Source organism: Capnocytophaga sp. oral taxon 338 str. F0234, assembly GCF_000192225.1.
Taxonomy (GTDB): Bacteria; Bacteroidota; Bacteroidia; order Flavobacteriales; family Flavobacteriaceae; genus Capnocytophaga.
In genome coordinates this window covers 776714-799721 of sequence record NZ_GL872413.1, presented here as the reverse complement: position 1 = coordinate 799721, position 23008 = coordinate 776714, and the positions used below count along the sequence as shown (strand labels likewise).

The 23008-nt window shown below is 36.2% G+C and carries 26 protein-coding genes; 11 read left to right on the top strand and 15 right to left on the bottom strand.

The window, feature by feature from the left end:
- Window positions 1-186: 186 nt before the first annotated feature.
- The 6 genes from HMPREF9071_RS03755 to HMPREF9071_RS03730 all read right to left on the bottom strand — a co-directional run bounded on the left by HMPREF9071_RS03755 (window position 187) and on the right by HMPREF9071_RS03730 (window position 6414).
- On the bottom strand, window positions 187-771 hold the full coding sequence (locus tag HMPREF9071_RS03755) for a GrpB family protein (protein WP_009745242.1): 585 nt from the start codon (window positions 769-771) through the stop codon (window positions 187-189).
- A gap of 10 nt (window positions 772-781) precedes the next feature.
- The gene (polA, locus tag HMPREF9071_RS03750) at window positions 782-3571 is read right to left on the bottom strand and encodes a DNA polymerase I (RefSeq protein ID WP_009745241.1); all 2790 of its coding nucleotides are present in this window, start codon (window positions 3569-3571) and stop codon (window positions 782-784) included.
- A gap of 18 nt (window positions 3572-3589) precedes the next feature.
- Window positions 3590-4285, bottom strand: coding sequence for a YceI family protein (locus tag HMPREF9071_RS03745; RefSeq protein WP_009745240.1), 696 nt, complete (start codon window positions 4283-4285; stop codon window positions 3590-3592).
- Between the two features lie 84 nt (window positions 4286-4369).
- Window positions 4370-4936, bottom strand: coding sequence for a YceI family protein (locus HMPREF9071_RS03740; RefSeq protein ID WP_009745239.1), 567 nt, complete (start codon window positions 4934-4936; stop codon window positions 4370-4372).
- Window positions 4937-5010: 74 nt separating this feature from the next.
- Entirely contained in the window at window positions 5011-6054 is a 1044-nt protein-coding gene (locus HMPREF9071_RS03735) for an FAD:protein FMN transferase (RefSeq protein ID WP_009745238.1), read from the bottom strand.
- Window positions 6055-6414: a hypothetical protein gene (locus HMPREF9071_RS03730; RefSeq protein ID WP_009745237.1), complete on the bottom strand. Its 360-nt coding sequence runs from the start codon at window positions 6412-6414 to the stop codon at window positions 6055-6057.
- A gap of 147 nt (window positions 6415-6561) precedes the next feature.
- On the opposite strand from HMPREF9071_RS03730, the gene HMPREF9071_RS03725 reads away from it, so the two are divergent.
- Window positions 6562-7254 (top strand): DNA alkylation repair protein, encoded by a 693-nt coding sequence (locus HMPREF9071_RS03725; protein ID WP_009745236.1) that lies wholly within the window; start codon window positions 6562-6564, stop codon window positions 7252-7254.
- 9 nt (window positions 7255-7263) lie between these two features.
- On the opposite strand, the gene HMPREF9071_RS03720 is transcribed toward HMPREF9071_RS03725, so the two are convergent.
- Complete coding sequence (locus HMPREF9071_RS03720) at window positions 7264-8301, bottom strand: YhcG family protein (RefSeq protein WP_009745235.1); 1038 nt, start codon at window positions 8299-8301, stop codon at window positions 7264-7266.
- Between the two features lie 22 nt (window positions 8302-8323).
- Between HMPREF9071_RS03720 and HMPREF9071_RS03715 the strand changes: the two genes are divergently transcribed.
- The 4 genes from HMPREF9071_RS03715 to HMPREF9071_RS03700 all read left to right on the top strand — a co-directional run bounded on the left by HMPREF9071_RS03715 (window position 8324) and on the right by HMPREF9071_RS03700 (window position 10861).
- The gene (locus tag HMPREF9071_RS03715) at window positions 8324-9175 is read left to right on the top strand and encodes a hypothetical protein (protein ID WP_009745234.1); all 852 of its coding nucleotides are present in this window, start codon (window positions 8324-8326) and stop codon (window positions 9173-9175) included.
- 192 nt (window positions 9176-9367) lie between these two features.
- Window positions 9368-9922, top strand: a complete 555-nt coding sequence (locus tag HMPREF9071_RS03710) for an NAD(P)H-dependent oxidoreductase (protein WP_009745233.1) — start codon at window positions 9368-9370, stop codon at window positions 9920-9922.
- Window positions 9923-9984: 62 nt separating this feature from the next.
- Window positions 9985-10437 carry an EVE domain-containing protein gene (locus HMPREF9071_RS03705; RefSeq protein ID WP_009745232.1) on the top strand — a complete coding sequence of 151 codons (453 nt, stop codon included), beginning with the start codon at window positions 9985-9987 and terminating at the stop codon, window positions 10435-10437.
- Window positions 10412-10861 carry a MarR family winged helix-turn-helix transcriptional regulator gene (locus tag HMPREF9071_RS03700; protein ID WP_009419380.1) on the top strand — a complete coding sequence of 150 codons (450 nt, stop codon included), beginning with the start codon at window positions 10412-10414 and terminating at the stop codon, window positions 10859-10861. The genes HMPREF9071_RS03705 and HMPREF9071_RS03700 overlap by 26 nt, the downstream gene beginning before the upstream one ends.
- Before the next feature lie 136 nt (window positions 10862-10997).
- On the opposite strand, the gene HMPREF9071_RS03695 is transcribed toward HMPREF9071_RS03700, so the two are convergent.
- Window positions 10998-11375, bottom strand: a complete 378-nt coding sequence (locus HMPREF9071_RS03695) for a helix-turn-helix domain-containing protein (RefSeq protein WP_009745231.1) — start codon at window positions 11373-11375, stop codon at window positions 10998-11000.
- A 94-nt stretch (window positions 11376-11469) separates the two neighbouring features.
- On the opposite strand from HMPREF9071_RS03695, the gene HMPREF9071_RS03690 reads away from it, so the two are divergent.
- Window positions 11470-12015 carry an NAD(P)H-dependent oxidoreductase gene (locus HMPREF9071_RS03690; RefSeq protein WP_009745230.1) on the top strand — a complete coding sequence of 182 codons (546 nt, stop codon included), beginning with the start codon at window positions 11470-11472 and terminating at the stop codon, window positions 12013-12015.
- 68 nt (window positions 12016-12083) lie between these two features.
- Here HMPREF9071_RS03690 and HMPREF9071_RS03685 read toward each other — a convergent pair whose 3' ends face one another.
- Window positions 12084-12407 carry a helix-turn-helix domain-containing protein gene (locus tag HMPREF9071_RS03685; RefSeq protein WP_009745229.1) on the bottom strand — a complete coding sequence of 108 codons (324 nt, stop codon included), beginning with the start codon at window positions 12405-12407 and terminating at the stop codon, window positions 12084-12086.
- A gap of 134 nt (window positions 12408-12541) precedes the next feature.
- Between HMPREF9071_RS03685 and HMPREF9071_RS03680 the strand changes: the two genes are divergently transcribed.
- A complete protein-coding gene (locus tag HMPREF9071_RS03680) occupies window positions 12542-12958 on the top strand; it encodes a nuclear transport factor 2 family protein (protein WP_009745228.1) in 417 nt (138 codons plus the stop codon).
- Between the two features lie 41 nt (window positions 12959-12999).
- Here the strand turns inward: HMPREF9071_RS03680 and HMPREF9071_RS03675 are convergent, their stop codons facing one another.
- Genes HMPREF9071_RS03675 through HMPREF9071_RS03660 form a run of 4 tightly spaced genes read right to left on the bottom strand, consistent with a single transcriptional unit; the run spans window position 13000 to window position 18769 of the window.
- Complete coding sequence (locus HMPREF9071_RS03675) at window positions 13000-13680, bottom strand: hypothetical protein (RefSeq protein WP_009745227.1); 681 nt, start codon at window positions 13678-13680, stop codon at window positions 13000-13002.
- On the bottom strand, window positions 13680-16580 hold the full coding sequence (locus HMPREF9071_RS03670) for a class I SAM-dependent DNA methyltransferase (RefSeq protein ID WP_009745226.1): 2901 nt from the start codon (window positions 16578-16580) through the stop codon (window positions 13680-13682). The genes HMPREF9071_RS03675 and HMPREF9071_RS03670 overlap by 1 nt, the downstream gene beginning before the upstream one ends.
- A gap of 50 nt (window positions 16581-16630) precedes the next feature.
- On the bottom strand, window positions 16631-17515 hold the full coding sequence (locus tag HMPREF9071_RS03665; RefSeq protein WP_009745225.1) for a hypothetical protein: 885 nt from the start codon (window positions 17513-17515) through the stop codon (window positions 16631-16633).
- An 18-nt stretch (window positions 17516-17533) separates the two neighbouring features.
- Complete coding sequence (locus HMPREF9071_RS03660; protein ID WP_009745224.1) at window positions 17534-18769, bottom strand: ketopantoate reductase family protein; 1236 nt, start codon at window positions 18767-18769, stop codon at window positions 17534-17536.
- A gap of 85 nt (window positions 18770-18854) precedes the next feature.
- On the opposite strand from HMPREF9071_RS03660, the gene HMPREF9071_RS03655 reads away from it, so the two are divergent.
- From HMPREF9071_RS03655 to HMPREF9071_RS03645, 4 genes are all read left to right on the top strand, one after another.
- Entirely contained in the window at window positions 18855-19454 is a 600-nt protein-coding gene (locus HMPREF9071_RS03655; RefSeq protein ID WP_040357987.1) for an NAD(P)H-dependent oxidoreductase, read from the top strand.
- Between the two features lie 308 nt (window positions 19455-19762).
- Window positions 19763-20257, top strand: coding sequence for a hypothetical protein (locus HMPREF9071_RS03650; protein WP_009745222.1), 495 nt, complete (start codon window positions 19763-19765; stop codon window positions 20255-20257).
- 5 nt (window positions 20258-20262) lie between these two features.
- A complete protein-coding gene (locus HMPREF9071_RS12360) occupies window positions 20263-20454 on the top strand; it encodes a modification methylase HindIII (RefSeq protein WP_009745221.1) in 192 nt (63 codons plus the stop codon).
- 39 nt (window positions 20455-20493) lie between these two features.
- Window positions 20494-21249, top strand: coding sequence for a site-specific DNA-methyltransferase (locus HMPREF9071_RS03645; RefSeq protein ID WP_009745220.1), 756 nt, complete (start codon window positions 20494-20496; stop codon window positions 21247-21249).
- Window positions 21250-21440: 191 nt separating this feature from the next.
- On the opposite strand, the gene HMPREF9071_RS03640 is transcribed toward HMPREF9071_RS03645, so the two are convergent.
- The gene (locus HMPREF9071_RS03640; RefSeq protein WP_009745219.1) at window positions 21441-22106 is read right to left on the bottom strand and encodes a DUF421 domain-containing protein; all 666 of its coding nucleotides are present in this window, start codon (window positions 22104-22106) and stop codon (window positions 21441-21443) included.
- Between the two features lie 40 nt (window positions 22107-22146).
- Window positions 22147-22929, bottom strand: coding sequence for a DUF481 domain-containing protein (locus tag HMPREF9071_RS03635; protein WP_009745218.1), 783 nt, complete (start codon window positions 22927-22929; stop codon window positions 22147-22149).
- Between the last annotated feature and the right edge of the window lie 79 nt (window positions 22930-23008).

Below are 23008 nucleotides of genomic sequence, written 5' to 3'. Positions count from 1 at the left end.
AAGAAACAACTGATAGCACCCATACGTCTCATAAAAAACATCGGTATCTCCATAGACACCATTTGTAAGGACAAACACTCCCCTACCCTCCTGCAATACAAAAGTATTGGAAATATTAGTAACCAAAAACCTAACAAGTCAAGTAGTCCTCAGAAGAAATACTTTAGAATTCTGAAGATTATTCTTCTATTCATAACGACCTTTATAGATTTTCTTGGCTATTTGTGTATACTTTTTTATGAAATCAGTCTTATGAGCAGTATAGGCATCTCTATCATGCTCATAAGGTTTCCATAAGGAGATTTTAAGTGCTTCATATTGCCTTGCCACTAACAAATGTTCTTGCAAATAATCTCGAAAATATAATTCATCATTATCACCCACATAGCGTAAATGCAAGTGAAATACTTTGTCCGAAAAGCCTTGTAAAGTATATCCTTTATTAAACGAAATCCTTGTAGGTGCCTCACTCATGGGAAGATAATCTGCCTTAAGAAGTATTTTCTTTATATTTGAAAATGAAGTTGTTACATCCAATTCTACAAGAATATCTACAATAGGCTTTGTCCATATTCCTCCAATAGCAGTACTACCTATATGACTAATTCTCTGCACCTTATCAGAAGGTAATCGTTGTAAAAGAAGTAACTTTTCTTCTTCAAACCATTCTTTCCGAAGTGGATCAAAAGGCGAAAGAATGATTGGAAATAATTCCCATAGTTCAGCAAGTGACATTCTTAGCAGAGGATTGGAGAGTTCATCTTTGATCATTAGTCATTATTTAGTGTGCTTCCAACCAATTATTTCCTGTTCCTATTTCCACGATAAGAGGAACGATAAGAGTATAAGCATTTTCCATCTCTTCACGAATAAGAGCCTTCGCTACTTCCAACTCTTTTTTAGGAACATCAAAAAGAAGTTCATCATGTACCTGTAAGAGCATACGAGTAGCAAGTCCTTCCTTCTGAATACGCTGAGCGATGCGAACCATAGCTATTTTAATAATATCGGCAGCACTCCCTTGTATAGGAGCATTCACAGCATTGCGTTCCGCAGCTCCTCTAACTACTTGATTTCGAGAATACACATCTGGAAGATAACGCCTGCGTCCCAGGATAGTTTGTACATAACCATGTTCACGAGCAAAGAAAATCTGCTTTTCTATATAGGTTTTGAGTTTAGGATAGGTTTGATAATAAGTGTCAATAAGTTCCTTACTTTGGCTACGACTAAGGGAGGTTTGCTGGCTCAATCCTATAGCAGATACTCCATAGATAATTCCAAAATTAACCGTCTTGGCATGGCTACGCTGCTCTTTGGTTACCGCCTCCAAAGGCACCCCAAAGACCTTAGCTGCAGTGGAGCGATGAATATCCTGCCCCTCAAGAAAGGCTTCTATCATGTGATCTTCCTCACTTAATGCTGCAATAATACGGAGCTCTATCTGAGAATAGTCCGCAGAGAGAAGCGTATAATCCTCATTACGAGGCACAAAGGCTTTACGAATTTGACTTCCACGAGGGGTACGAATAGGAATGTTTTGCAAATTAGGTTGGTTGCTACTAAGCCTACCCGTAGCAGTAACTGCTTGCATAAAAGTTGTATGGATACGTCCGGTATGAGGATTTACCTCACGAGGAAGGGCTTCTATATAAGTACTTTGGAGTTTTTGCAAGGCACGGAATTCAAGTACATTAGCAACAATTTCATGCTTGGAAGCCAACTCTGAGAGTACCTCTTCAGAGGTCGCATATTGTCCAGTTTTAGTCTTTTTAGGCTTACTTAGTAGTTTCAATTTTTCAAAAAGGATATCTCCTAATTGCTTAGGGGAAGAGAGATTAAAAGATTCTTCTGCTTGAGAAAAAATAGTTTTTTCAAGTCCTATAAGGTCTGCTGCTATCTCTTTAGAGAGCTGGGCAAGGAAATGAGTATCTACACGAATACCTTCATATTCCATTTGAGCCAATACTTCTACCAGGGGAGCCTCCACCTTCCTAAAAAGTGAAAGCATTTGGTCTTTCTCAAGCAGAGGAAGGAAAACATGCTTAAGTTGTAAGGTTACATCCGTATCCTCTACCGCATATTCCTTTTGTAATTCAGCAGGTACAGCCCGCATGGTAAGTTGTCCCTTGCCTTTCTTGCCTATGAGGGTCTCAATAGAAATTGGGCTGTATCCCAAGTAAGCCTCCGAGAGCAAATCCATATTATGACGCATATCTGGATTAAGTAGATAGTGAGCTATCATAGTATCAAAGAACTCTCCTTTGACCTCTATACCATAATTCGCTAATATTTTGAAATCATACTTAAGATTCTGCCCTATTTTAAGGATACTTTCATTCTCAAAAAAAGGTTTTAAGAGTAAAAACCATTGTTTAGCAAGAGAGAAATCCTCTGGGAAAAGAATATAATAGCCTTTATGTATCTCATACGAGAGCGCTAATCCTACAATTTGTGCTTCCATTTCATTTAAAGAAGTAGTTTCTGTATCAAAACATATCTCTTTTTGTGCTAAAAGCTCAGGTAATAAGGCTTCTACTTCCGTCTGTGTTGTAAGTAATTGATACTCATGCGGCACTTCCTTGATTGTTTTTAGCCTCTTTATACTTTCCATATCAAAGAGTGTAGGATTAGTAATCATACTACTATTGGTCGCTTTTTGTCCTATAGAAAATAAGTTGGGTTGAGTTTCCTCTTTTGTGAAAGCCTTTTGCAGAGTAGTGAGCATGGTACGGAACTCTAACTGGTCAAAAAGAGGGATGATCTCCTCCATCTTAGGAGAGGAAAGTTCAAAGTCTTTTTCATCAAAACTTACAGGAACATCCAAGATAATACGTGCAAGTGTCTTGGAAAGAATACCTTTATCCTTATTTGCCTGAATATTTTCACGTAGTTTCCCTTTGAGCTTATCCGTATTTGCTAAAAGATTTTCCATAGAACCGAACTCTTTAAGAAGTTTTTGAGCCGTTTTTTCTCCTACTCCAGGCAGTCCTGGTATATTATCTACCGCATCCCCCATCATCCCCAAAAGGTCTATTACTTGTTCAGGGGTATCTACACCAAAATTCTCCTTAACTTCTTCTACTCCCCATATTTCAGTATCCTTACCTCCTCGTGCAGGCTTATACATAAAGATATTAGGACTTACCAATTGTCCATAGTCCTTATCAGGAGTTACCATATATACAGTATATCCTTGTTTTTCAGCTTGCTTGGCGAGAGTACCTATAATGTCATCAGCCTCATAACCTTCTTTTTCGATGATAGGAATCTGCATCGCCTTAAGAATCTGATGGATATAAGGAATCGCAAAACGAATTGCCTCTGGTGTTTCCTCTCGGTTAGCCTTATATTGATCAAAGATAGCCAAACGCTGTTGGCTACCTCCCTTATCGAAACACACTGCCAGAAGATGAGGTTGTTCCTTGCGAATAACCTCTAAAAGGGAGTTCATAAAACCTACTATGGCAGAGGTATTCATTCCTTTAGAGTTGATACGAGGATTCTTGATAAAGGCATAATATCCTCTAAATATCAAGGCATAAGCATCTAACAAAAATAATTTTTTCATTCTTAAGAGGCTACTTAGTTAGTAAATAATAGTTACATTAAGGGAGAAAAATTTGTCAATTGCCTTATCTCCCAAATAATCAGAGAAACTCTCTGCAGCAAAGCTTACTCCATATTCGGTTCTATCTATAGAAAGAGAGGCTTGAAAGCTCCGGTTCGCAATAGCAGGGGAAAGGGAAAAAGTAATCGGTTTGGTAACCCCTCTGATAGTCATTTCTGCCTGCACTTGATAGCTTTTATTAGGTTTTTCCGTAACACCCTTCATCACAAGAGTGGCTACAGGGTACTCTTTTGTGGCAAAAAAATCACCAGATTTGAGGTGTTCCTCTAACTTATTCTTACGATTATCCGTAAGATCAAGTACTTCAATAGAGGTCATATCCACCAACAGGCGACCTCCTTTGAGCTTTCCTTCCTTAGTAAGAAACAAATGTCCTGATTTGAAAGAAAGTACTCCTTGATGTGAAGCCCCTATTACTTTCTTTCCTGTCCATTGTATACTACTTGATTGTATATCTATAGGATAAGAAACTGGTTTTTTAGAAACTACCTTCCCTCTTTTTCCTTTATTAGCATTGGAAGTAATTGTTTTTTTAGGATTTCTTTTTTTATCAGTTTGGGATGTTCTGGGCTTATCTTTTTTTTTCACTTGTCCTTCTACAGAGTAGCAAAGTAAAAAAGCTGTTAATAGGAATATATTAATAATCTTTCTCATTATTCAATAGGGTTAGAATGAAATACCTTTGGTAAAAGTTCTTACCAAAGGTTTTCTTAAATATGAAAAACTCAATAAACCAATCTAATTTACAGAGAGATATACATAAATAGTAAATTTGTCCTCAATCGCCTTATCTCCTAAATTAGAGAAGAAGCTCCCTGAACCATACTTAATACCAAACTGTGTACGATCAATATCAACAGTTGAAGAAAGCCCTTCTGTAGCCGTTCTGAACAGTTCAAAATCTAAAGGTTTTGTAATCCCTTTTATAGTTAACTCACCTTGAGCCTTATAGCCATTCTGGATCTTAGTTACCTCCTTAATCATCAAAGAAGCAGTGGCATACTTCTTCACGGAAAAGAAATCATCGGACTTAAGATGCTTTACCAAATTAGCCTTCCCTTTGGCATCCATTCCTTCATCAGTAATTGCTAAGGAATTCATATCCACTATGAGAGAACCTCCTACGAGTTCGTTATTTTTGTAGATAAGCTCTCCGGACTTAAAGGTAAGTGTACCCTTATGTCCACCGGCTATTACTTTCTTCGCTTCCCATCGAAGGTTACTACTTTCCAATTGAAGTTTTTTTGTTTGTCCCATAGCAACCGTTGCTATAAGTAAAATCAAAATGTTTAGTAATTTCCTCATAAAAATCTATAATTTATTATCTTTGGCAAAGGTAATAATAAAAATGAAACTAACAAATGCTTATTTGTTAAAAGTCAGTTTCCGGACACCGTTGCTTTTTCAAATTCCACTTTAAAGTTCTCTGTTACATACCTTTGTATCTGTCCCTTATGTACTTCATCAGAATAGAGTAGCACTGCTTTAAGTTCCTTATGTTCTTTAAGGAATGCCTTGGCTACCTCCACCCCTCCCAAAGCCATAAGCGTTGTAGCATATCCATCGGCGAGCATAGCCGAAGGAGCTATCACAGTAGCACTCAGCAGGTTACTTGGCTGTGGACGACCTGTCTTAGGATTAATAGTATGCACATACTTCTGCCCGGTGAGCGAATCCGTCCATAGCTTACGATAATTACCCGAAGTAGCCAAACCACAATTAGTTAGCTCCACTGTGGCGACAATTTCCCTGTCTTCATCAGGTTCTTGCAAAGGATTGTCTATACCTATCGTCCAAGACTTGCCTTTGAGGGTATTTTGCCCATGAATAACAAGCTCCCCTCCTACCTCTACAATAAAGTTGGTAATGTGCTTGGAAAGAAAATAATCAGCAATCACATCGGAGGTATAGCCTTGCGCTATCGCATTGAAATTCAATTGTATATAAGGATTATCCTTCTCTATAAAGGTACCCTTGGAGGTAGACACCACATGTACCTTATCCATGCCTGTAAGGGAGAGTAGACTATCTATCTGCTTTTGAGTTGGCGGAGTGTGGTTCTCCTTTTTGCCAAAGCCCCAAGCGTTGATCAACTGTCCTATAGAAGGGTCAAAGGCGCCATTGCTCTGTTTATATATATCAAAAGAAGCTGAAATAACCTTTTCAAAATGTGGATCTATAGGTAAGTTCTCCTCTTTGTTGATCCTGCTAATCAGCGAGTTGTCTATATAGGTAGACATGGATAAGTCTATCACTCGCAGAATAGAATCCACCGCAACTTTCTCTATAGGTCTCTGAGCAATATAGGTAATCCCATAGGTGGTACCCTGTGCCTCACCACGTATATAATAGACATTTTCCTTATTTGTATGTTGACAAGCAAGTAACAACACTGTTACCAATAGGCAGTACAGATATTTCATTTATTCAATCTTTAATAATCCTCTAAATTCTACTTGATATGATTTTCCTTTCTCTAAGGGAGCCTTTTTGTCCGATATATCATAGAGCCCAACTCCTGCCCAATAGGTATCCGCCTTATGTTCTTGAGCCTTTCGGCACACTACCTCCATCAGAATAGGGTCATACACATCAGGATCGTCTCCCTGCAAAATAGGTCGTACTATGATAAAGCTCCTTTGCCCTTGGGGGTCTATACAGACAAACTGAGGGTTCTTTTTGCGGTTACTATTGACCAAGAGAAACTCCCAACCTAGCTCCTGCAAGGCCTCTCCTACGATATTCATCGCTAAATTATGTAATTCTTGTTCCGTTAGTGGCATTTCTTTATTGTTAATGGCTGTGGGCTAACTACTGACCTCTGACTACTGGCTACTGATCAAAGGGCAAATGTACGAAATTAATAGAGAATTACCACGAAAAACTGTTATTTTTTTGTACCTTTGTCTTCTCTAACAAACCGTCCTTTCATGCCACAAGACAGCTCCTTTACCTCCTTGTTATTTGCCTTGCAAGATGTCCCCTATGGTGATTTCACCCATAAGCTCATCCCTACTCTCTCCCGTGAGCGTATCATAGGGGTACGCCTGCCTGCTCTACGCAAAGAAGCAAAAGACCTCACTAAGCAACAGCCCGAAGCCGTAGCACTGTTTCTCAACTCACTTCCCCACTACTACCATGAGGAAAACCTATTACATGGCTTTCTCATAGAACAAGTCAAAACCTTCGACCAGACCATCGCCTATACCGAAGCCTTCCTACCCTATATAGACAATTGGGCGGTGTGTGACACCTTTTCCCCTAAACTCTTCCAAAAGTATCCGAAGGAGACCTATACCCATATCCTCCAGTGGCTCAAAAGCCCACAGCCCTACACCATTCGCTATGGCATAGGGCTGCTGTTGTCCTATTATTTAGACGACTACTTTGAGAGCGAAATGCTCTCCCTTGTCGCCAATATCCAGTCAGACGAATATTATGTCAATATGATGATTGCTTGGTATCTTGCCACTGCCTTGGCCAAGCAGTACGAGGCAACCCTACCTCTTATCCAAAGCCAAACTCTCTCCCCCTTTGTCCAAAACAAAACCATCCAAAAAGCCCGCGAAAGTAGGAGAATTTCGGAAGAAGTGAAGGAGATGCTAGCGAAGTGGAGGGTTTAGAGAACTGTTTTACTCTTTAATAAGAACTTCTAATTTCTTAGCTATATCCTCAGAAGCAGGAAGTAGTTCTTTATAGGCATCAGGTAATTCTGGGGAAAGGCTATAGGTCGCTACGCCTATAGGCATTGTCGAAGTCTTGAGAGCATATTCTACAATTGTCCTACTTTTGGATTTACAAATAATGATACCAATAGCCGGAGATTCATGAGGCAACTTAATCGTTTCATTCAGTACATTGAGGTAAAATTCCATTTTCCCTTTATATTCAGGTTTGAATTCTCCAATTTTAAGTTCCACTGCTATCATTGCCTGCAAGCGACGATTATAGAGCAATAGGTCAATAAAGTACTCTTTCCCATCTACCTCCAACCGAAACTGATTACCAATAAATGAAAAATCTGTACCAAATTCCATCAGAAAAGCCCGAATATTTTTGATAATTGCTTGTTCTAACTCATATTCTGAATGCTCCTCACTTAACTCTATAAAATCCAGCATATACTCATCCTTTACAGCAAAGATAGCTTGATTACGGATATTTTCAGGCAGGGTAGTATTGAAGTTAGTTTGTCCAAGCAGAAAACTTTCATATATTTTCAATTCAATCTTGTGTATCAGTACATCCTTTGTCCATCCATATTTTTTAGTTGCTAAGATATAGAACTGCCTTTGTTGTGTTTCTTTACATTTGGTTAGAATAACAATATGTTTCGACCAACTAATTTCTCCAACTAATGGTTGGAGAATTTTATTTGATTGATATTCAGTATAAAATCGCGCCATATCCCACATATTAGAAACTCCAAATCCTCTTATTCCAGGAAACTCCTTTTGAATATCTTGGGAGAGTGTTTCCACAACTGATTTTCCCCAACCAAGTGCTTTCTGTTGTTCAGTAATACGCCTACCTATTTCCCAATAAAGAGTCATCATCTCCTTATTGACAGCTTTCAAAGCCTCATATTGTACGGAGCGAATGCGCTTGGTTATCTCATCTCTAAAATTCAGGTATTCCACTGATGTGAGTGATATATTATTTAAGCTCATATAATCTTCTAAAAATTAGCCTATGAAAACATTCCTATTCTTAATCTTTATGCTTAACTATTCTCAAAATATATTTAGTCAAACTAAGACAAGTATAGATACCATCTACAAACAAGATTTCGAGGATTTTTCCCTACGATTAGTCAGAGATGACTCCGATACAGAAAAAACCGAATTCCGTACACTTTATATAGATAAAAAATCAGGAGAAGCAACTAAAATATTTGTCTCTACTTTAAAAAAGGACTCTAATTGGGCAACAAGTAAATATTTAGGAGAAGGAGTATATCATACTTATAATATCATCAAAGGATTTCACTTGGACAACAAACTACTTGTCTTTCATTCTTTTTGGGGATTTGTAAGTGCAGTAAGTTTCGACCTAACTACTAAGACACACAAGACCTATTACATAGGATTATACCCTCATACGGGAGCTTTCGGATATCTTGCACATAGTATGGGATCCAAAGAATATAAAGGTATATTCTATTTTCATATAGATGCAGGACAACAATACGGTAATAAAGCCAACATATTAGGCTATTTTAACGCTAAAACCAATGAAATGTATGACTACATTCCTGATAATACGCTTGGAAAATGTATTTCTGATATAAACAAAGACTTTGAAACTCTAAAAGAAGACAAAGAAACTTCTCTTTTTATAAAAAAGCTACTCATAAGGCTCAAATTAGCCCCTGATAATGTAGCAATTTCTTATCTGTTTAGGTTTACATATCAAAACTTCACTTATTTTTTCTATGTCAAGGATAATTCATCTGTAGAGATTCTAAGACATGATAGCGAAAAAAAGGAATGGTTTGTGGGTGGCTATAATGCCTCTCCTTCACTAACATCTGAAAAGCCATAAAACCTTTAGAAAACATACAAAACCTCTCCCCGCCTGTAGAGAAATCTACCGGCGGGGAGTTTTTATATCCCTAACTCATAGTAATACCTACACCTTAAAAAAATATTTATAAAATAATATATAGTAAGTTTGCTTATTATATAAAAACATATTACCTTTGCGCCCGAATAAAGAAGTAAATTTAAATTATATATGAAAGTTTTAATTATCAATGGGCACCCTACTATGGAAACGTCTAACGCCAATAAGGCTATTTTAGAAGAAGTAAAACGCTTGCTCCCTGAGGCTGAAGTAAGTAACTTGCAAGCTCTCTATCCTAACTATCAAATTGATGTAACTGCCGAACAAGCTAAACTTGTAAAAGCGGATGTAATTGTATGGCAATTCCCCGTGAATTGGTATTCACTTCCTGCTTTGTTGAAAAAATGGTTAGACAACGTGTTTTCACACGGCTTTGCTTATGGCGACAACAAGCTGATGGGCAAGAAACTCATCCTTTCTTTCACCACCGGAGCACCTGAAGAGGCTTACCAACACGGTGGCGCACAGAACTATCCGTTTACCGATTTTCTCAACATTCACCGCCAAACTGCCAATCACTGCAAACTGCTATTCCAAGAGCCTGTAATCTCTTATGGAATGAAGTACATTCCAGAGGTAATGCCCAAAGAAGCACTTACAACCTTACAACAAAGAGCCAAAGATCACGCCGCTCGATTGGTTGCGAAAATCAAAGAATTAAACTAATTTTGCAATTGATAAAAATCACCGTGTGGCAGTGTGTCACACGGTTTTTATTCCATTTATAAATGAAAAAGAGACCTATCAAATATTGGATTATCGTGGCGAGCAAAGACCACGTACAAATGGGCGTTGCGGGAGGCTTTGCCCAAGCCTGCCACGGCAAGGCGCAACCTTTGAAGCGTATGCAGGAGGGAGACGGTATTCTCTATTACTCTTCCAAACGCTATTTTGGAAAGGAAGACAAATGCCAAGCCTTCACGGCTATTGGCAGAGTGAAAGACGAGGAAGTCTATGCCTTTCAGATGAGTGAAAATTTTTGTCCGTTTAGGAGAAATATTACTTTTGTAGACTGCGAAGAAACGCCCATAGCCGACCTTATCGAGCTATTGGACTTTATCCCTAACAAAAAAGCGTGGGGATATCCTTTTCGCTTTGGTATTTTGGAAATATCCGAGAACGATTTTAAAGTTATAGCCTCTAAAATGTTACACAATGACCTCTCAGCCCTCAATTTTTAATCTGAAAGCCGAAGAAAGCTCAGGGCTTTTACTTTGGCAGGTAAGTATGTTATGGCAACGCGGAATCAAAAAAGTGTTGCAACCTTTCGACCTCACACACCCTCAGTTTGTACTCTTGGCGAGCGCCCAGTGGTTCGCCCAACAAGGAAAGGAAATCACGCAGGTATCTTTGGCAAATTTTACCAAGATAGACCCAATGACCACCTCGCAAGTGGTGCGCACTTTGCAGAGCAAAGACCTCATCACAAGGGAAGAACACAAGACCGACACCCGCGCCAAAGTAGTTGCTATCACCGCTCAAGGTGCCGAACTCATCGCACAAGCTGTCGCTAAGGTCGAGGCTTTCGACGATGAATTTTTCAGTATTTTGGCAACCGAACAGCCCTCGTTCAACGCTCAACTGCACAAACTTTTGACGAATTAACAGAATCGTTTTGCTCCTTGCTATCCTTTATATAGGTTTTTGTTTGGGTATTAATGGAGTGAATGCTTTGAAGGAAAAAGCGGAGAATAATTGAGCAATTAGAAAATTAGAAAATTTGGAAATTAATAATTGTGTTTTATTCCGTTAGGAAAGTTCCTTTTTCAAGCACAATTTTATTTCCCCATTGGGTAAGGGCATCGAGTATGGGCAAAAAAGATTTCCCTAAGTCGGTGAGTGAATAGATAGCCACCAAAGGAGGTTTTTCACCATAGACAACTTTAGAAATAAGCCCGTCGTTTTCCAATTGTTTTAGCTGGATACTCAGCGTAGTTTCGGTTACCGAATAGAGGTCTTTTCTCAATTCGCTAAATCGCTTTTCACCTTCTTTAAGATGATACAAAATCACGGCTTTCCATTTTCCTCCTATCAAATCCATCGCTACGGCAATGGTGCAAGGATAGTTTTTTTCTCCTAAGCGAACGCTGGGGGCAGTACACTCTATTTTTGTTTCCATAGTAGTTGAAATTATAAAGTATCTATTTAGATAGTTATTGCCAGATTGAAAGTTGTACTATAATTTTGCGCCAAAATTAAAAAATAATTTCGATATGGCATTAGTAATTTTAGCACACCCCCATTTTGACCAATCGATAGCTAATAAGGCTATCATAGAGGAGCTTTCTCGTAGCGACATAGATTTTGAAATCAGAAATTTATCAGCGCTATACCCTACCTTTCAAATAGATGTAAAAGCGGAGCAAGAAGCCTTACTCAAGCATCAAGAGGTTATCTTTCAATATCCTTTTTATTGGTATAATATGCCAGCGATACTCAAGCATTGGTTTGATGAGGTTTTCACGTATCAGTTTGCTTATGGTTCACAAGGAGATAAGCTCAAAGGGAAATATTTTATCCCAAGTTTTACCGTTGGGGCACCCGAAAGTGAATATCACACTTTGGGAGAACACCATTTCAAAGTATACGAGTTTTGTAAGAACTTAGCGCAAACGGCTTATTATGCACAGATGAAGTATGTAGAGCCTCTATATTTTCACGGGACATCAGTAAATGCAGGTTATACCAAAGAGGATATAGAAGCAAAAGCCAAAGCGCAAGCCCAGCGATTGTTAGCACTTCTTTCTTCGCTGAAATAACACGCAAATTAGGATAAAAAAACACCCTCCCCATTAGTAGGTAATACTACGAGCGGGGAGGGTTTTTATTAGTTATTCTTCAAGTGGTCATTTCCAAAACGGATAATTGCTTCTATGATAGGTAAGGCTTCTTTACCTAAATCGGTAAGGGAATACTCCACTCGCGGGGGTACTTCTGGATAACTCACTTTTGCTACTAATTGATGAGTGCAGAGCGTTTTTAGTTCTTCATTAAGTACTTTTTCACTCACTTGTGGAATGGCACGCTTTAGTTCCCCATAACGATGTGTGCGCTGACTGAGATGAAACAGTATAAGCATTGCCCTTTTGCTTCCCATTATTTGCATTGTTCGCCATACAGGACAGTCTTTGTTAATATTTTTTTCGTTCATCGCAATATTTTTTCTATTTGATACTGAGTAATTCTAACTTTTTTGTAAGGTACTTACTTTCTCGTAAGTACTTGTGTGCTTGGATACAAAGGTATAATTTTGCGGTGAAATAACAAAGAAAAATTCATATAAAAATGACAAAAACAGAAATCGTACATCAGTTTTATATCTCCTTAGCTAAAGGAGATTTTGAGAAAGTAGGCAGTTTATTAGCCGATGATTTAGTATGGCATCAACCAGGGAAAGGAGCTCTTTCAGGTAGCTATAAAGGTAAAGAGGCTGTATTCTCTCATTTGAGAAGAATGTCGCAACTCAGTGGAGGCACTTTTGCTATTGACCAAATTGATTATATCACCGAAAACGACCCTTTGGTAGCTGCTGCCGTCGCTTTTGAGGTCTTTGTTTTTGACAAAAGTATGCGAATGAGAGGTATTGATCTCTATCGAGTAGAGAACGACAAAATACAAGAGGTTTGGTTATTTTCTGAACACATAGACGAAGAAGACGCTTTCTGGACAGAAGCCCTCAGGTTATCTAACCAACAAAAATAATATTTCCCCGCTCGTAGAGAATACTATGAGCGGGGATTTTGTTAATTATTCTTATAAACAGTGATCCACAAATGAGTAAGATTTAGTTTATTATTAGTTCTATGTACCTTTGATTTCAGTAGATAGTAGTCATTATGTGGTTCAGTAATATGCAGTTTTTCATCTTTATACCAATTGTTATCAGTGTTTGATAGAGCTTCTATCCACTCATTAATTTGAGAATGCCAATGTTCAAAAGTTTCATCTTCTACAAAGCCTAACAAGCCACATTCATTCAATCCTTTACCGTGTTTTTCATTTTTAAAACGTTCTATACCTCCATTGTTATTATTGCCTACTACATATTCCTTTTTTCTCTCTTTTTTAGTATGAGTATTTAGCATTTTTGACTCCCAAACTATTATAGGTTCATTATAAAAACCTTCCTCTATCTTATGAAAATAAAAATCAGGCACTCCTTTTGTATTGTAAAATACATCTGAATATTGGTTTTTCACCCCTATATTGGGGTATTGTCTTAAAAATACGTCTACTTGCTCTACAAATATCTGAGTATATTTATTTTCGTTTAAAGGCTTCTTTAAATTATCTTGTTCTAATACTATTTTTCTAAAAGGCAATATAGCTTCATTCATTGCTTTGTATATAAGTTGAAGTGTTTTTCCTTTTTGTACAGATAAAGTAGGTGTTTGTGTAAGTGGTGAATATTCGTTGGCTATCATTAGTATCCTGTATTTATTAAATCAGAAAAACATTTATCAGCATCTCGATAGGCAGTGAGTGATAGCCAATATCTGTATTGATTAGGTTTTACAAAAACAATCATATCCTTTTCAGGGTATAATTTTACAATTCTGTTAGCGGATAGATGTGCTGAGAGTTTTTCATTACTGAGTTCTTCAATATTTATAGCGTTTTCGTTTACAAACTCAACAGGATTTGTTAAGTTGTCATATTTAAAAACAGTAGCAATAAATGAGTTTTTAAGCTGTACTACTTGTGTGAGTCTAAATTGCCGTTCTTCATTTCCATAAATAGCATTTAAAGCTCTTGAAAACTCCATACCATAATGCAATAGTACTGATTGTAACTCTTTCTTTGCAATAGGTTGTAAAGCTTTAGAGTTTTCTCCATGAATTAAAAAGTCATACTTAAAGTTGAGACAATCATTGATTATATTCAAATCAACATCTGAAAGTAAACTTTTATTTTTTACAACAGGCAACTCTTTAAAATCTTTCAATAAAATAGTATTATTTTTATTGATAGCTGTTTCTGAACTTGTTGTTATAAAATAGAATCTATAGAAGTTAGAGAAATTAATACAATTGTCTACAATTTCTTTAAGAAAATTTCTATCTCCTATAGTAGATGCAATTCCTATAAATCTATGACCAAATAGAAAACTAATTTTATTGTAGAAAATAGGTAATTTATCCTTACCAATATGTTCTTTTATAATCACATTAGGAGCTTTAAAAAGGTTATCATTAAGAGGTCTATCAAAACAAATATCATCATCTAATTCTTCTAAAGCTGAATAATCAATTTTTTCTTCATTAAATGATTTTGTAGGCAGTATTTTTATACTTTTAATAAATTTAGAAGGTTTAGATTTTTTACCCAAGAAAAAACCCTCTCCTATAATACAATTATTATCTTTTAAATAATTTTTAAAAAGAATCAATTTCCCTACTCTTTCAACAAGTGTTTTTATACGTCCTCCACCTAATAAATTATTTTTCCATATAAAAGGATTAGCAATAGCTGTTTGTCGGTTTATAAAATGTAAATCATAATCATCTATTTCAAAAACAATACGCTCTATGGTAGCTTTTGTCCTTCTGAAAGTGAGATGTAAGATATTCTTTCGTATATCAGGAGCTTCATTTTTAGCAAATATAGCTGCAGCAGCTACATCAGCATTCTCCCAAAGAGAACGATTTCGTGCCAATGCTGTAAAATCAAATAATTGAATAATGTTATAGTTCTCAAACAACATCTTTTTAAAATCATTTGAAGTACTATTATATAAAAGTCCTGATGATTTGATAATTAAGCATAAGAGCCCCCCTTCCTTTAAGTAATTAAAGGATTGTGTAAGAAAACCAAGGGCTATTTGCCCTTGTGGAATTTTAATCTTTTTATCATTAATCTTCCATATTTCCTGCTTTTTATCTAATTTCCCTCTTACAAAGGGTGGGTTACCAATAACTAAGTCGAATTTTTTGTTTTCTATTTCTTTGCAGGCAAAAAAATCAGAATGTATGAGATTACTTCCTATTAAGTTATCAAATCGCAATTCATTCAATATGGTAATAGGGTTAAGCTCATTGCACAAAGCTAAACTTAAACTAAATGATGTTAGGTATATTGCTTGTTGTTCCTTATCTACTCCATAAATATTTTTTAACAACTTTTTTAAGTCGGTTATAGTAGGAGTCGCCATATTGTGTTGTAACTTCCAAATTTGTACAAGACGTTTAAAAACTACTACCAAAAATATTCCTGAGCCACAAGCAGGATCGAGTATCTTATAATTAGCTATATCAAAATCTTCATAGTTTTTCAGTGGCAAACATTCATCTACTAATAATTTAGCTAAATGTGATGGTGTATAGAACAATCCTTTTTCTTTTTTCTGTTCTCCTAAAAACTCTTCATATAATCTACTTATAAGTTCTACAGGAATAAAACTAAATTCAAAGTATCGCCAATTAGTAAATCCGAATTCAAGCTGTTGTGAAGATAAATCTTTTTTATCAGTATTTAGAAGTTGAGCAACAATAGATAAATCTAATCTTCTAAGCTCTTCTTGCTCTTCTTCTTTCCATTTAAAAACATTTCCATTAAAATGCTTATCTAAATCAGAAAGCAAATCAGCAAATTTTCCCTTTTGACGTAAAACTTCGTTAAAAGAAGTCGATCCATAAGGTTGAAAATATTTATCAGATAACAACTTATTTCCGTTGTTATCCATACGTTCTTCCAAATATTTTATAAGAATAGCTTGTATAATGATTTTATTAGCCAATTGAGGAGTTGTATCAACAAACTGTTCTTTCAATTTGTTGATAACAAAGTGGATATTTTGGATTAAAGTATCATAGGCAGAATTTCCAAATTTAAATTTATTTTTTAATTCTTTTTCTTCCCAAAAAATACCACTCTTGATTTTGATAGCAAATTGATTATTATATAACTGATGTGCTTTAGCTGTTAATGCTAAATGTTCTATAAGATATTGAGGTTTGTAATCTTCGGTAAGATGACGAGAGCAATCAACTATTTTTATTTCTGTTTTGTAGAAGAAACAAGCTAATGGAGCCTCACCACTACTCCAAATTTTAGTTTGTATTTCTGATATATTCAGTTCTTTTTCTTCTGTAAAGGGGATATGAGTAAAATCAAATAAATATACTTGAGGTTTATAGCTACCATTGAGTTGTTTTCGTAGATATACAGCAGAGGCTGCAAATTCTTTAGCTTTTTCAATATGAAATTGAATTTGTAGATCAGGTAAAATAGTATAATCTTTAGTGGTTAAATACAAACAATCATCATCTGTAACAAAACCAAGTTTTGCCATACTCTTCTGAAAATCTGTATTTTTATTAGTCATTCCCACACTTGTAATTTTATATTTTCTGCAAAGGTACAAAATAAAAATAATTAAAGTAATAAAAACTTCTTATTTTTTATTTTCTCTATAGTTTCCGTATAAAACGTAGTTATATTAAGTCCGTATTGGGTATATTCACCTTTTTCTATAAACTTTTCGCCTGAGAAATAGATTTCTTGGGTATAAGTGGCGTTGTTTTTGGGAGTTTGTTCCTCTATTTCGAAAACGAGCTTATCAGCATCTATATATTTTCTTTTCTTGTCAAGTGAAAAAGGTAGTTGGGGTTCGTTAGTATCTACTCTTCCTAACATCTGAAGACCTTTATCATCGTATGCTGCATATAAAGTACTATAAACAGTGGTATCAGCTTCGTTGATGATAGTGCCACCGTGCATTTTTAGGTTCTTTTTGTATTTGTCCTTAGTGCTTATCATAAATACTTCCGTATCTATAAAATAATCCCCAAATTGGTCGTCTAAAAAATCTAAAATAGTCGCAATATCCTTTTTTTTGAATATTTTCTTCTTTAGAAAGTGGTTGTATTCATCACTGAGTACATAACTATCTCTATTTACACGTATGATATTGGGACTTTCAACGTAAAATAAAAGTGTATGGGTGTAATTTCTATCGCCTATAAGTAGTTGTAGCTTATCGGCATCTATTTTTTTCGTAGTGAGGAAGTAAGAAAAGGCATCTTTTTGCGCTATATCCTTTGGGGTATCTTTTTGATGGACAAATAAAGTATCCTTTCTACGGTTGAAGCGCAAAAAGGTATAGTATTCACGGCTCTCCTTTCTGTCGGGGAGTAGTGAATCGGTTTCATTGTCTATGGCATAGCTTTCGTATTGTGTTCTAACTAATACTGCTTTTTGCGCCCATAGTATATTTTGCCCCCAAAGGAGGACTAATAATAAAGGATGTAGTCTTTTCATTTTATTGCTAATTTTCTATTAGATTGGTAACTTGCTGCAATTTTTATAGAACAAAGGTGCTTCTATACCTTTTTTCTTACCTTCTTCATACACGCACTTGCATACATATAATAAGTCGGGGAGGTTGTTGTGAAGGGTCATTATTTTTTGGGTAAGGATATTGTTGGCAAACATTCTTTTCATCAAAGGTGCTGAAAGAAAAGTAGGCAACTTGTAAGGTAGTAACTCGTTGTTGTAGTGTTTTAGTACCACCCCTCGTGAGGCTACTATCTTCACCGTTTCACGTACCGATTTTACGGCTTGCTTCAGTAGTTTGGCAGACTGCATTAGCTTCTCGGCTGCCTCAGTAGTTTGTGCATTATTGCTATAATTTTCCATTGTAGTACTTGCTACCGAAATAACTCCCGCATTAATAGCCAGATGTAACCATATCCATTCGAGCATATCGTAAGGGTGTTCTAAGGCTATATGGCAATCGCTAAATAGCTTTACTAAATCGTCATAATTATCAATAGTAGTTTTTGCTTTGCTCTCCAGCATAAAATGGTCAAACAGACAAGCATTAAGGGTCTCACCTTCTAAGTTGCCTCCTGCTACGGGATAACCCAATACATAAGGACGATTGCCTAAGAGTTTTTCCAGATAATTCTTATCTTCCCAAATACCACAAGCAATGAGCAGTGTTCCTGTAATATGCTCTTTATTGAGTTCTTCTATCACACTTGCTAATTTTCCAGAAGGTACCGCAATAAAGATAAAATCATACTCTTTTTCTGTGGCGTGCTCAATAGAATAGCTGTCGGTATACGAAAGTCCTTTCTTGTGTCCACGTCCGTCCAAGATATGAACGTTTAAAGTGTGTATGTTATTCTTTTTACTGTCTTTTCTAAGGTAATGTGTTACTGTGTATCCTGCTTTAGAAAACACATAGCCGTAAATAGAGCCTATAACGCCTATGCCTATTACTAAGATTTTCATAGTGTCTTTTTTATCTAAGGACAAAGGTATAAAATTATTATCATCCCCTTCAATTTCCTCAAAATACCTATCCAAATGGCATCCTATTTCCATATCTTCATCGGAAGTATTTCGTAATACCATAAAGTGACAATTTTTCTCGGCATTAACGAATACAAAATTGTGTTCGCCGAAGTACGCTTGGTATCCCTCATCTACTAACGACCAAACTTCACCCGCTTTAAAGCTGAAAATATCATTTTTTATGCGATAGCTCTTTCCTACTTGCAATTCCATATTATGTGATTTTTAAGATGCAAAGATAGTGATCATTAGTCAATTATTTATTACTTTTGCCACTGAATTTATAAATAAAAGAAAAATGAAAAAAGTTTTTATTATCAACGGAGGACAGAAATTTCACGGAGAAGGCGGTGCCCTTAATGCCACTATTACAGAATGGACGACCCAAACACTTGAAGAATTGGGCTATCAGGTGCAATCTACTTGTGTAAATAACAAATATGCCCCAAGAGCAGAAGCGGAAAAGATAGCAGGCGCCAATGTGATTATCTATCATACGCCTATTTGGTGGTTTCAGGTGCCTTATGGCTTGAAGCAATACATCGATGAGGTATTTATTGCAGGAATGGACATCATTTGCCCCAATGATGGTCGTTCGCACGAAGAGCCTGAAATCAATTATGGTACGGGGGGACTTATGCAAGGTAAAAAATATATGGTTACCACTACGTGGAATGCACCATTAGGAGCTTTTACTCAGCCGAATGACTTTTTCGAGCAAACATCTGTAGACAAAGGCGTTCTATTTGGTTTCCACAAGATGAATAAGTTTGTGGGACTCTCACCTTTAGAAGGTTTTCATTTTTATGATATAGTAAAAAATGGCACTCCTGAAAGGATTGAGGCCTACAAGCGAGAATATATCGTTCATTTGAAGAATATCTTTGGAAATAAATAAGTAAAAGAGATTATTTATTAATATGATAACCTTTTGTAGATTATTACAAATCTGGTTCGTATATTTTGGAGAAATCCCTCTTTGAATAGGCTTTTAGTTAGTTGGTAAACGCAAAAATCAAACAATATATAGCCATTTTCCAAGTGTAAAAAAGTCTATAAGCGGGGAATTTTTTTATCATTGGTTGTTGGTCATCAATTTAGTATTTTTGCATTACAGAAATTGAATAGATAGATATATTTGAAAAAGGAGACTTTAGATCTGTACCTGTTGAGTTTAGGACACTTGGGTTTCATGCCTTAAGTGAATTGTATAAGTTTCAAGAAAAGTTTGACATCTATGATACAGATACCACTATCAATTCAGTGCGTGATGCTATCATAGCAAACTATTTAGGGTATGATTTACTCAATTGGGACAAACATGGATTTGATGCTAAAAAGAGTAAAGTAAATGAATTCTTGGAGGTAAAACAGTGTTCTATCTCTAGTGGGACTTGGGGAGGAACATGGAATGATACCAATGAAGAAAAGGCACTTGCTTTCTCCGACAAACGACTTTTCACAGTAGTGGGTGTTTGGAAAGGAGCGCATGATCTACAATTTATGGTCTATGGGCAGCATCCTCAGTTGGGGAAAGACTTGTATAGAATGGTAACCCAAAGAAAAAAAGGAAGTCGTTCTACACAATCCATTTCTATCCAAAAAATGATAAAGGAATATCAGTTTCAAGTGATTTGTCCTCCTGACAAGGGTAAAGAATTTGTATATACCTTATTGGTTAATTATAGTAAAAAGTATTAGCATAGATGATCTCAAAGAATTACAAGATATATAATAAATCCTGTTATGGACTGAGTGAATTAGAGAATGAAAGTATTGATGCTCTTATCACTGATCCTCCTTATGGTATCTCTTATCAAAATCATTATTGGGATAAAGACTTACCAAAAAGAGAGATCTGGGAAGACACCCTAAGAGTACTCAAGGAAGGAAGTTAAGGGCTGGTATTTTCTTCTATTCGTCTTATGCATCGCTTAATGGTAGATTTAGAAGATAGTGGTTTCCTTATAAAAGATGTTCTTTTTTGGTCTTACCTCAATGGAATGCCCAAAAGTAGGGATATTGCTTTGGAGATAGACAAAGAATTGGGAGTCGAAAGCCAGATTATAGGGAAATACAACTATGTACAAGGCTATAAAAAAGACGGAGCAGATAACTATTATACTGATGAACCAAAATATAGAAAAGCCCCCTCTTCTGAATTGGGACAAAAATACAAAGGAGCTGGATTAGCCTTGAAGCCTGCTTATGAACCGATTATTTTAGTACAAAAACCTATTCTTACAGAGAAAAATATAGCCAAAAATGTGATTAAGAACGGAACAGGCGTCTTGAATATTGAACAAACACATATTCCTTATGAGAAAGGAGAGACAAAAGTGGGACACAATCCTCACCCTATGGGTAGAGTCCCTTCAAATATTCTACGAGTAGAGGCTTTTAAAGATGGATATGATAAGTTTTTCTTAGTACCTAAAGTTAGACAAAAGGCAGAGACTTATAATAATCACCCTACTTTAAAACCAGTGGAACTTATGCAACACCTAGTAAAACTGATTACCTTTGAAGGGCAAATCGTGTTAGACCCTTTTTCGGGAAGTGGAAGTACAGGTCTTGCTTGTCTTATGAATGATAGGAAATATATTGGTTACGAATTAGAGACTAACTACTATGATATTTCTTTGAAAAGGATAGAAGACTTAGAGAGAGAACAAATGTATAGTTTATTCTAAATTCTTTTACAAGGAAAAAATAAAATAAAGCACTTCTCCCCGCTGGTAAGTTATATAAGCGGGGAATTTTTCTTTCCTATTCAAAATTATACGCTCCATATCTACTATTGGTGAAATGAACATAACTTTTTCAACAGAATTATATTACATTTCGGTAATTTGCCCAATTCTTGAGAAAACGCAAAGATCAGCTAATCAGTATAGGGGATAACTTTTATTTGTCCGTTTTCATATTCCGCTAAGAAAATCTCTGAAGTATTGTTATACCCTTGTTTTTGTAGCTTTTCAAGCAACCATTCTTCAGTTTTATCCACATCTTCCAGTACATTCTTTTGTATAATTCCGTCAGTAATGATAGGATATTTAGGATTCTCCTCTCCTGCTAATACAATGATAAGTTCCCCATTCTGCTCAAGCACTGCTCTTTTGACATCTCGGATGTAGTATACTCCCTCTTTGCGTAGTTTGAAAGCAAGTTCATGTGCTGTAATCTTAGCTTTCTTGCAAGCGGCTATATCTATCTTACCGCAATTGATAACAATCACAGGTGCTCCATCTATGAATCTCCTAAAGGCAGAACTCTTGGTCTTGAGTTTGCGTAACCCAATGATAAGAAATGCCCAGATGACCAATACAATAGCAAACTGAAAGATAGTAACCGAAGGGCTGTAGATCACTCCCCCAATAATTCCACCTAATACGTAATTTTGTACCTGATCCATAGCTGGACTTGGTGCTAGATTGCCCTTTCCTGACTTATTGATAATGAAGGCAATAGCTAAGAGTCCTAGAAGCAATTTTAGGAATACATCCAAATAGAAAAACTCTTTGGATTCAAGATAAGGAATTGTAAACATATTGTTAATAAATCAATTTGTTAATTAGCTTAATATGCTGTTAGAATGAAAGGTCAAGTCCTATTTCTATAGTATTATAGTCTTTTCTCACCGGTACAATAGGAGCAGTGTCATAGATGAGTCGGTAGGTTCCGCGTATACCTATAGTAGGCGTAATGTTATATTTGAGGTCAATAGCTCCTCCATAGCGTGCTTCTTTAAAAGTACTATCGGGTTTGGTTTGATGAATAGCCGTAGTGGTAAGTTCCCATTGTTCACCCAACTGATGCCTGAAACTGAGTGATAAATGGCTTTTAATACTGCGACTATAAGCATAAGCTGACTCAGTACCCTCAGGAGCAGGGTGTTGCCACTTTTCATATTCAAAGAATAATCCTACTGCGGCAAACATCAAAGAGGAGTGAGTATTTACCAGCCGATAGCGTGATTGTAAGCCCGTAGAAATCTTATTATTCATTCCCCTACTTTCTGCCCATTGTGATTCCACATAAGGATAAACCTCAAAAGCGTGGTCTAACAGATAGCGGTATTCTGTATGTATATATCCACCACTTACGATCACCTTGTTGCCATAAGTAGAAAACTCAAATTTGTTAATCACATTGATAACCCTATCATGCTTTATCAGTAGGTTGAGATTAGCCGTGTTTTTGAAAGTGAGAACATTTTCCTTTTCAGTTTTGAAATCCAAGACAGGTAAGAGGTTCCCTTGCAGTGTCTTGGTGCTGTCTATTGTCATAGTAAGATTTTCTGAAAATAGCATCTGTGAATACGCAGGAACAGAAGACAATAGTGCCAATAATATATAAAATAAATGTTTCATAGTGTTAAGTTATATTTGAAACGCGGCAAAGGTACAAATAATTCCTAAATAGCAATGAGTATATATGTGTAGGATAATA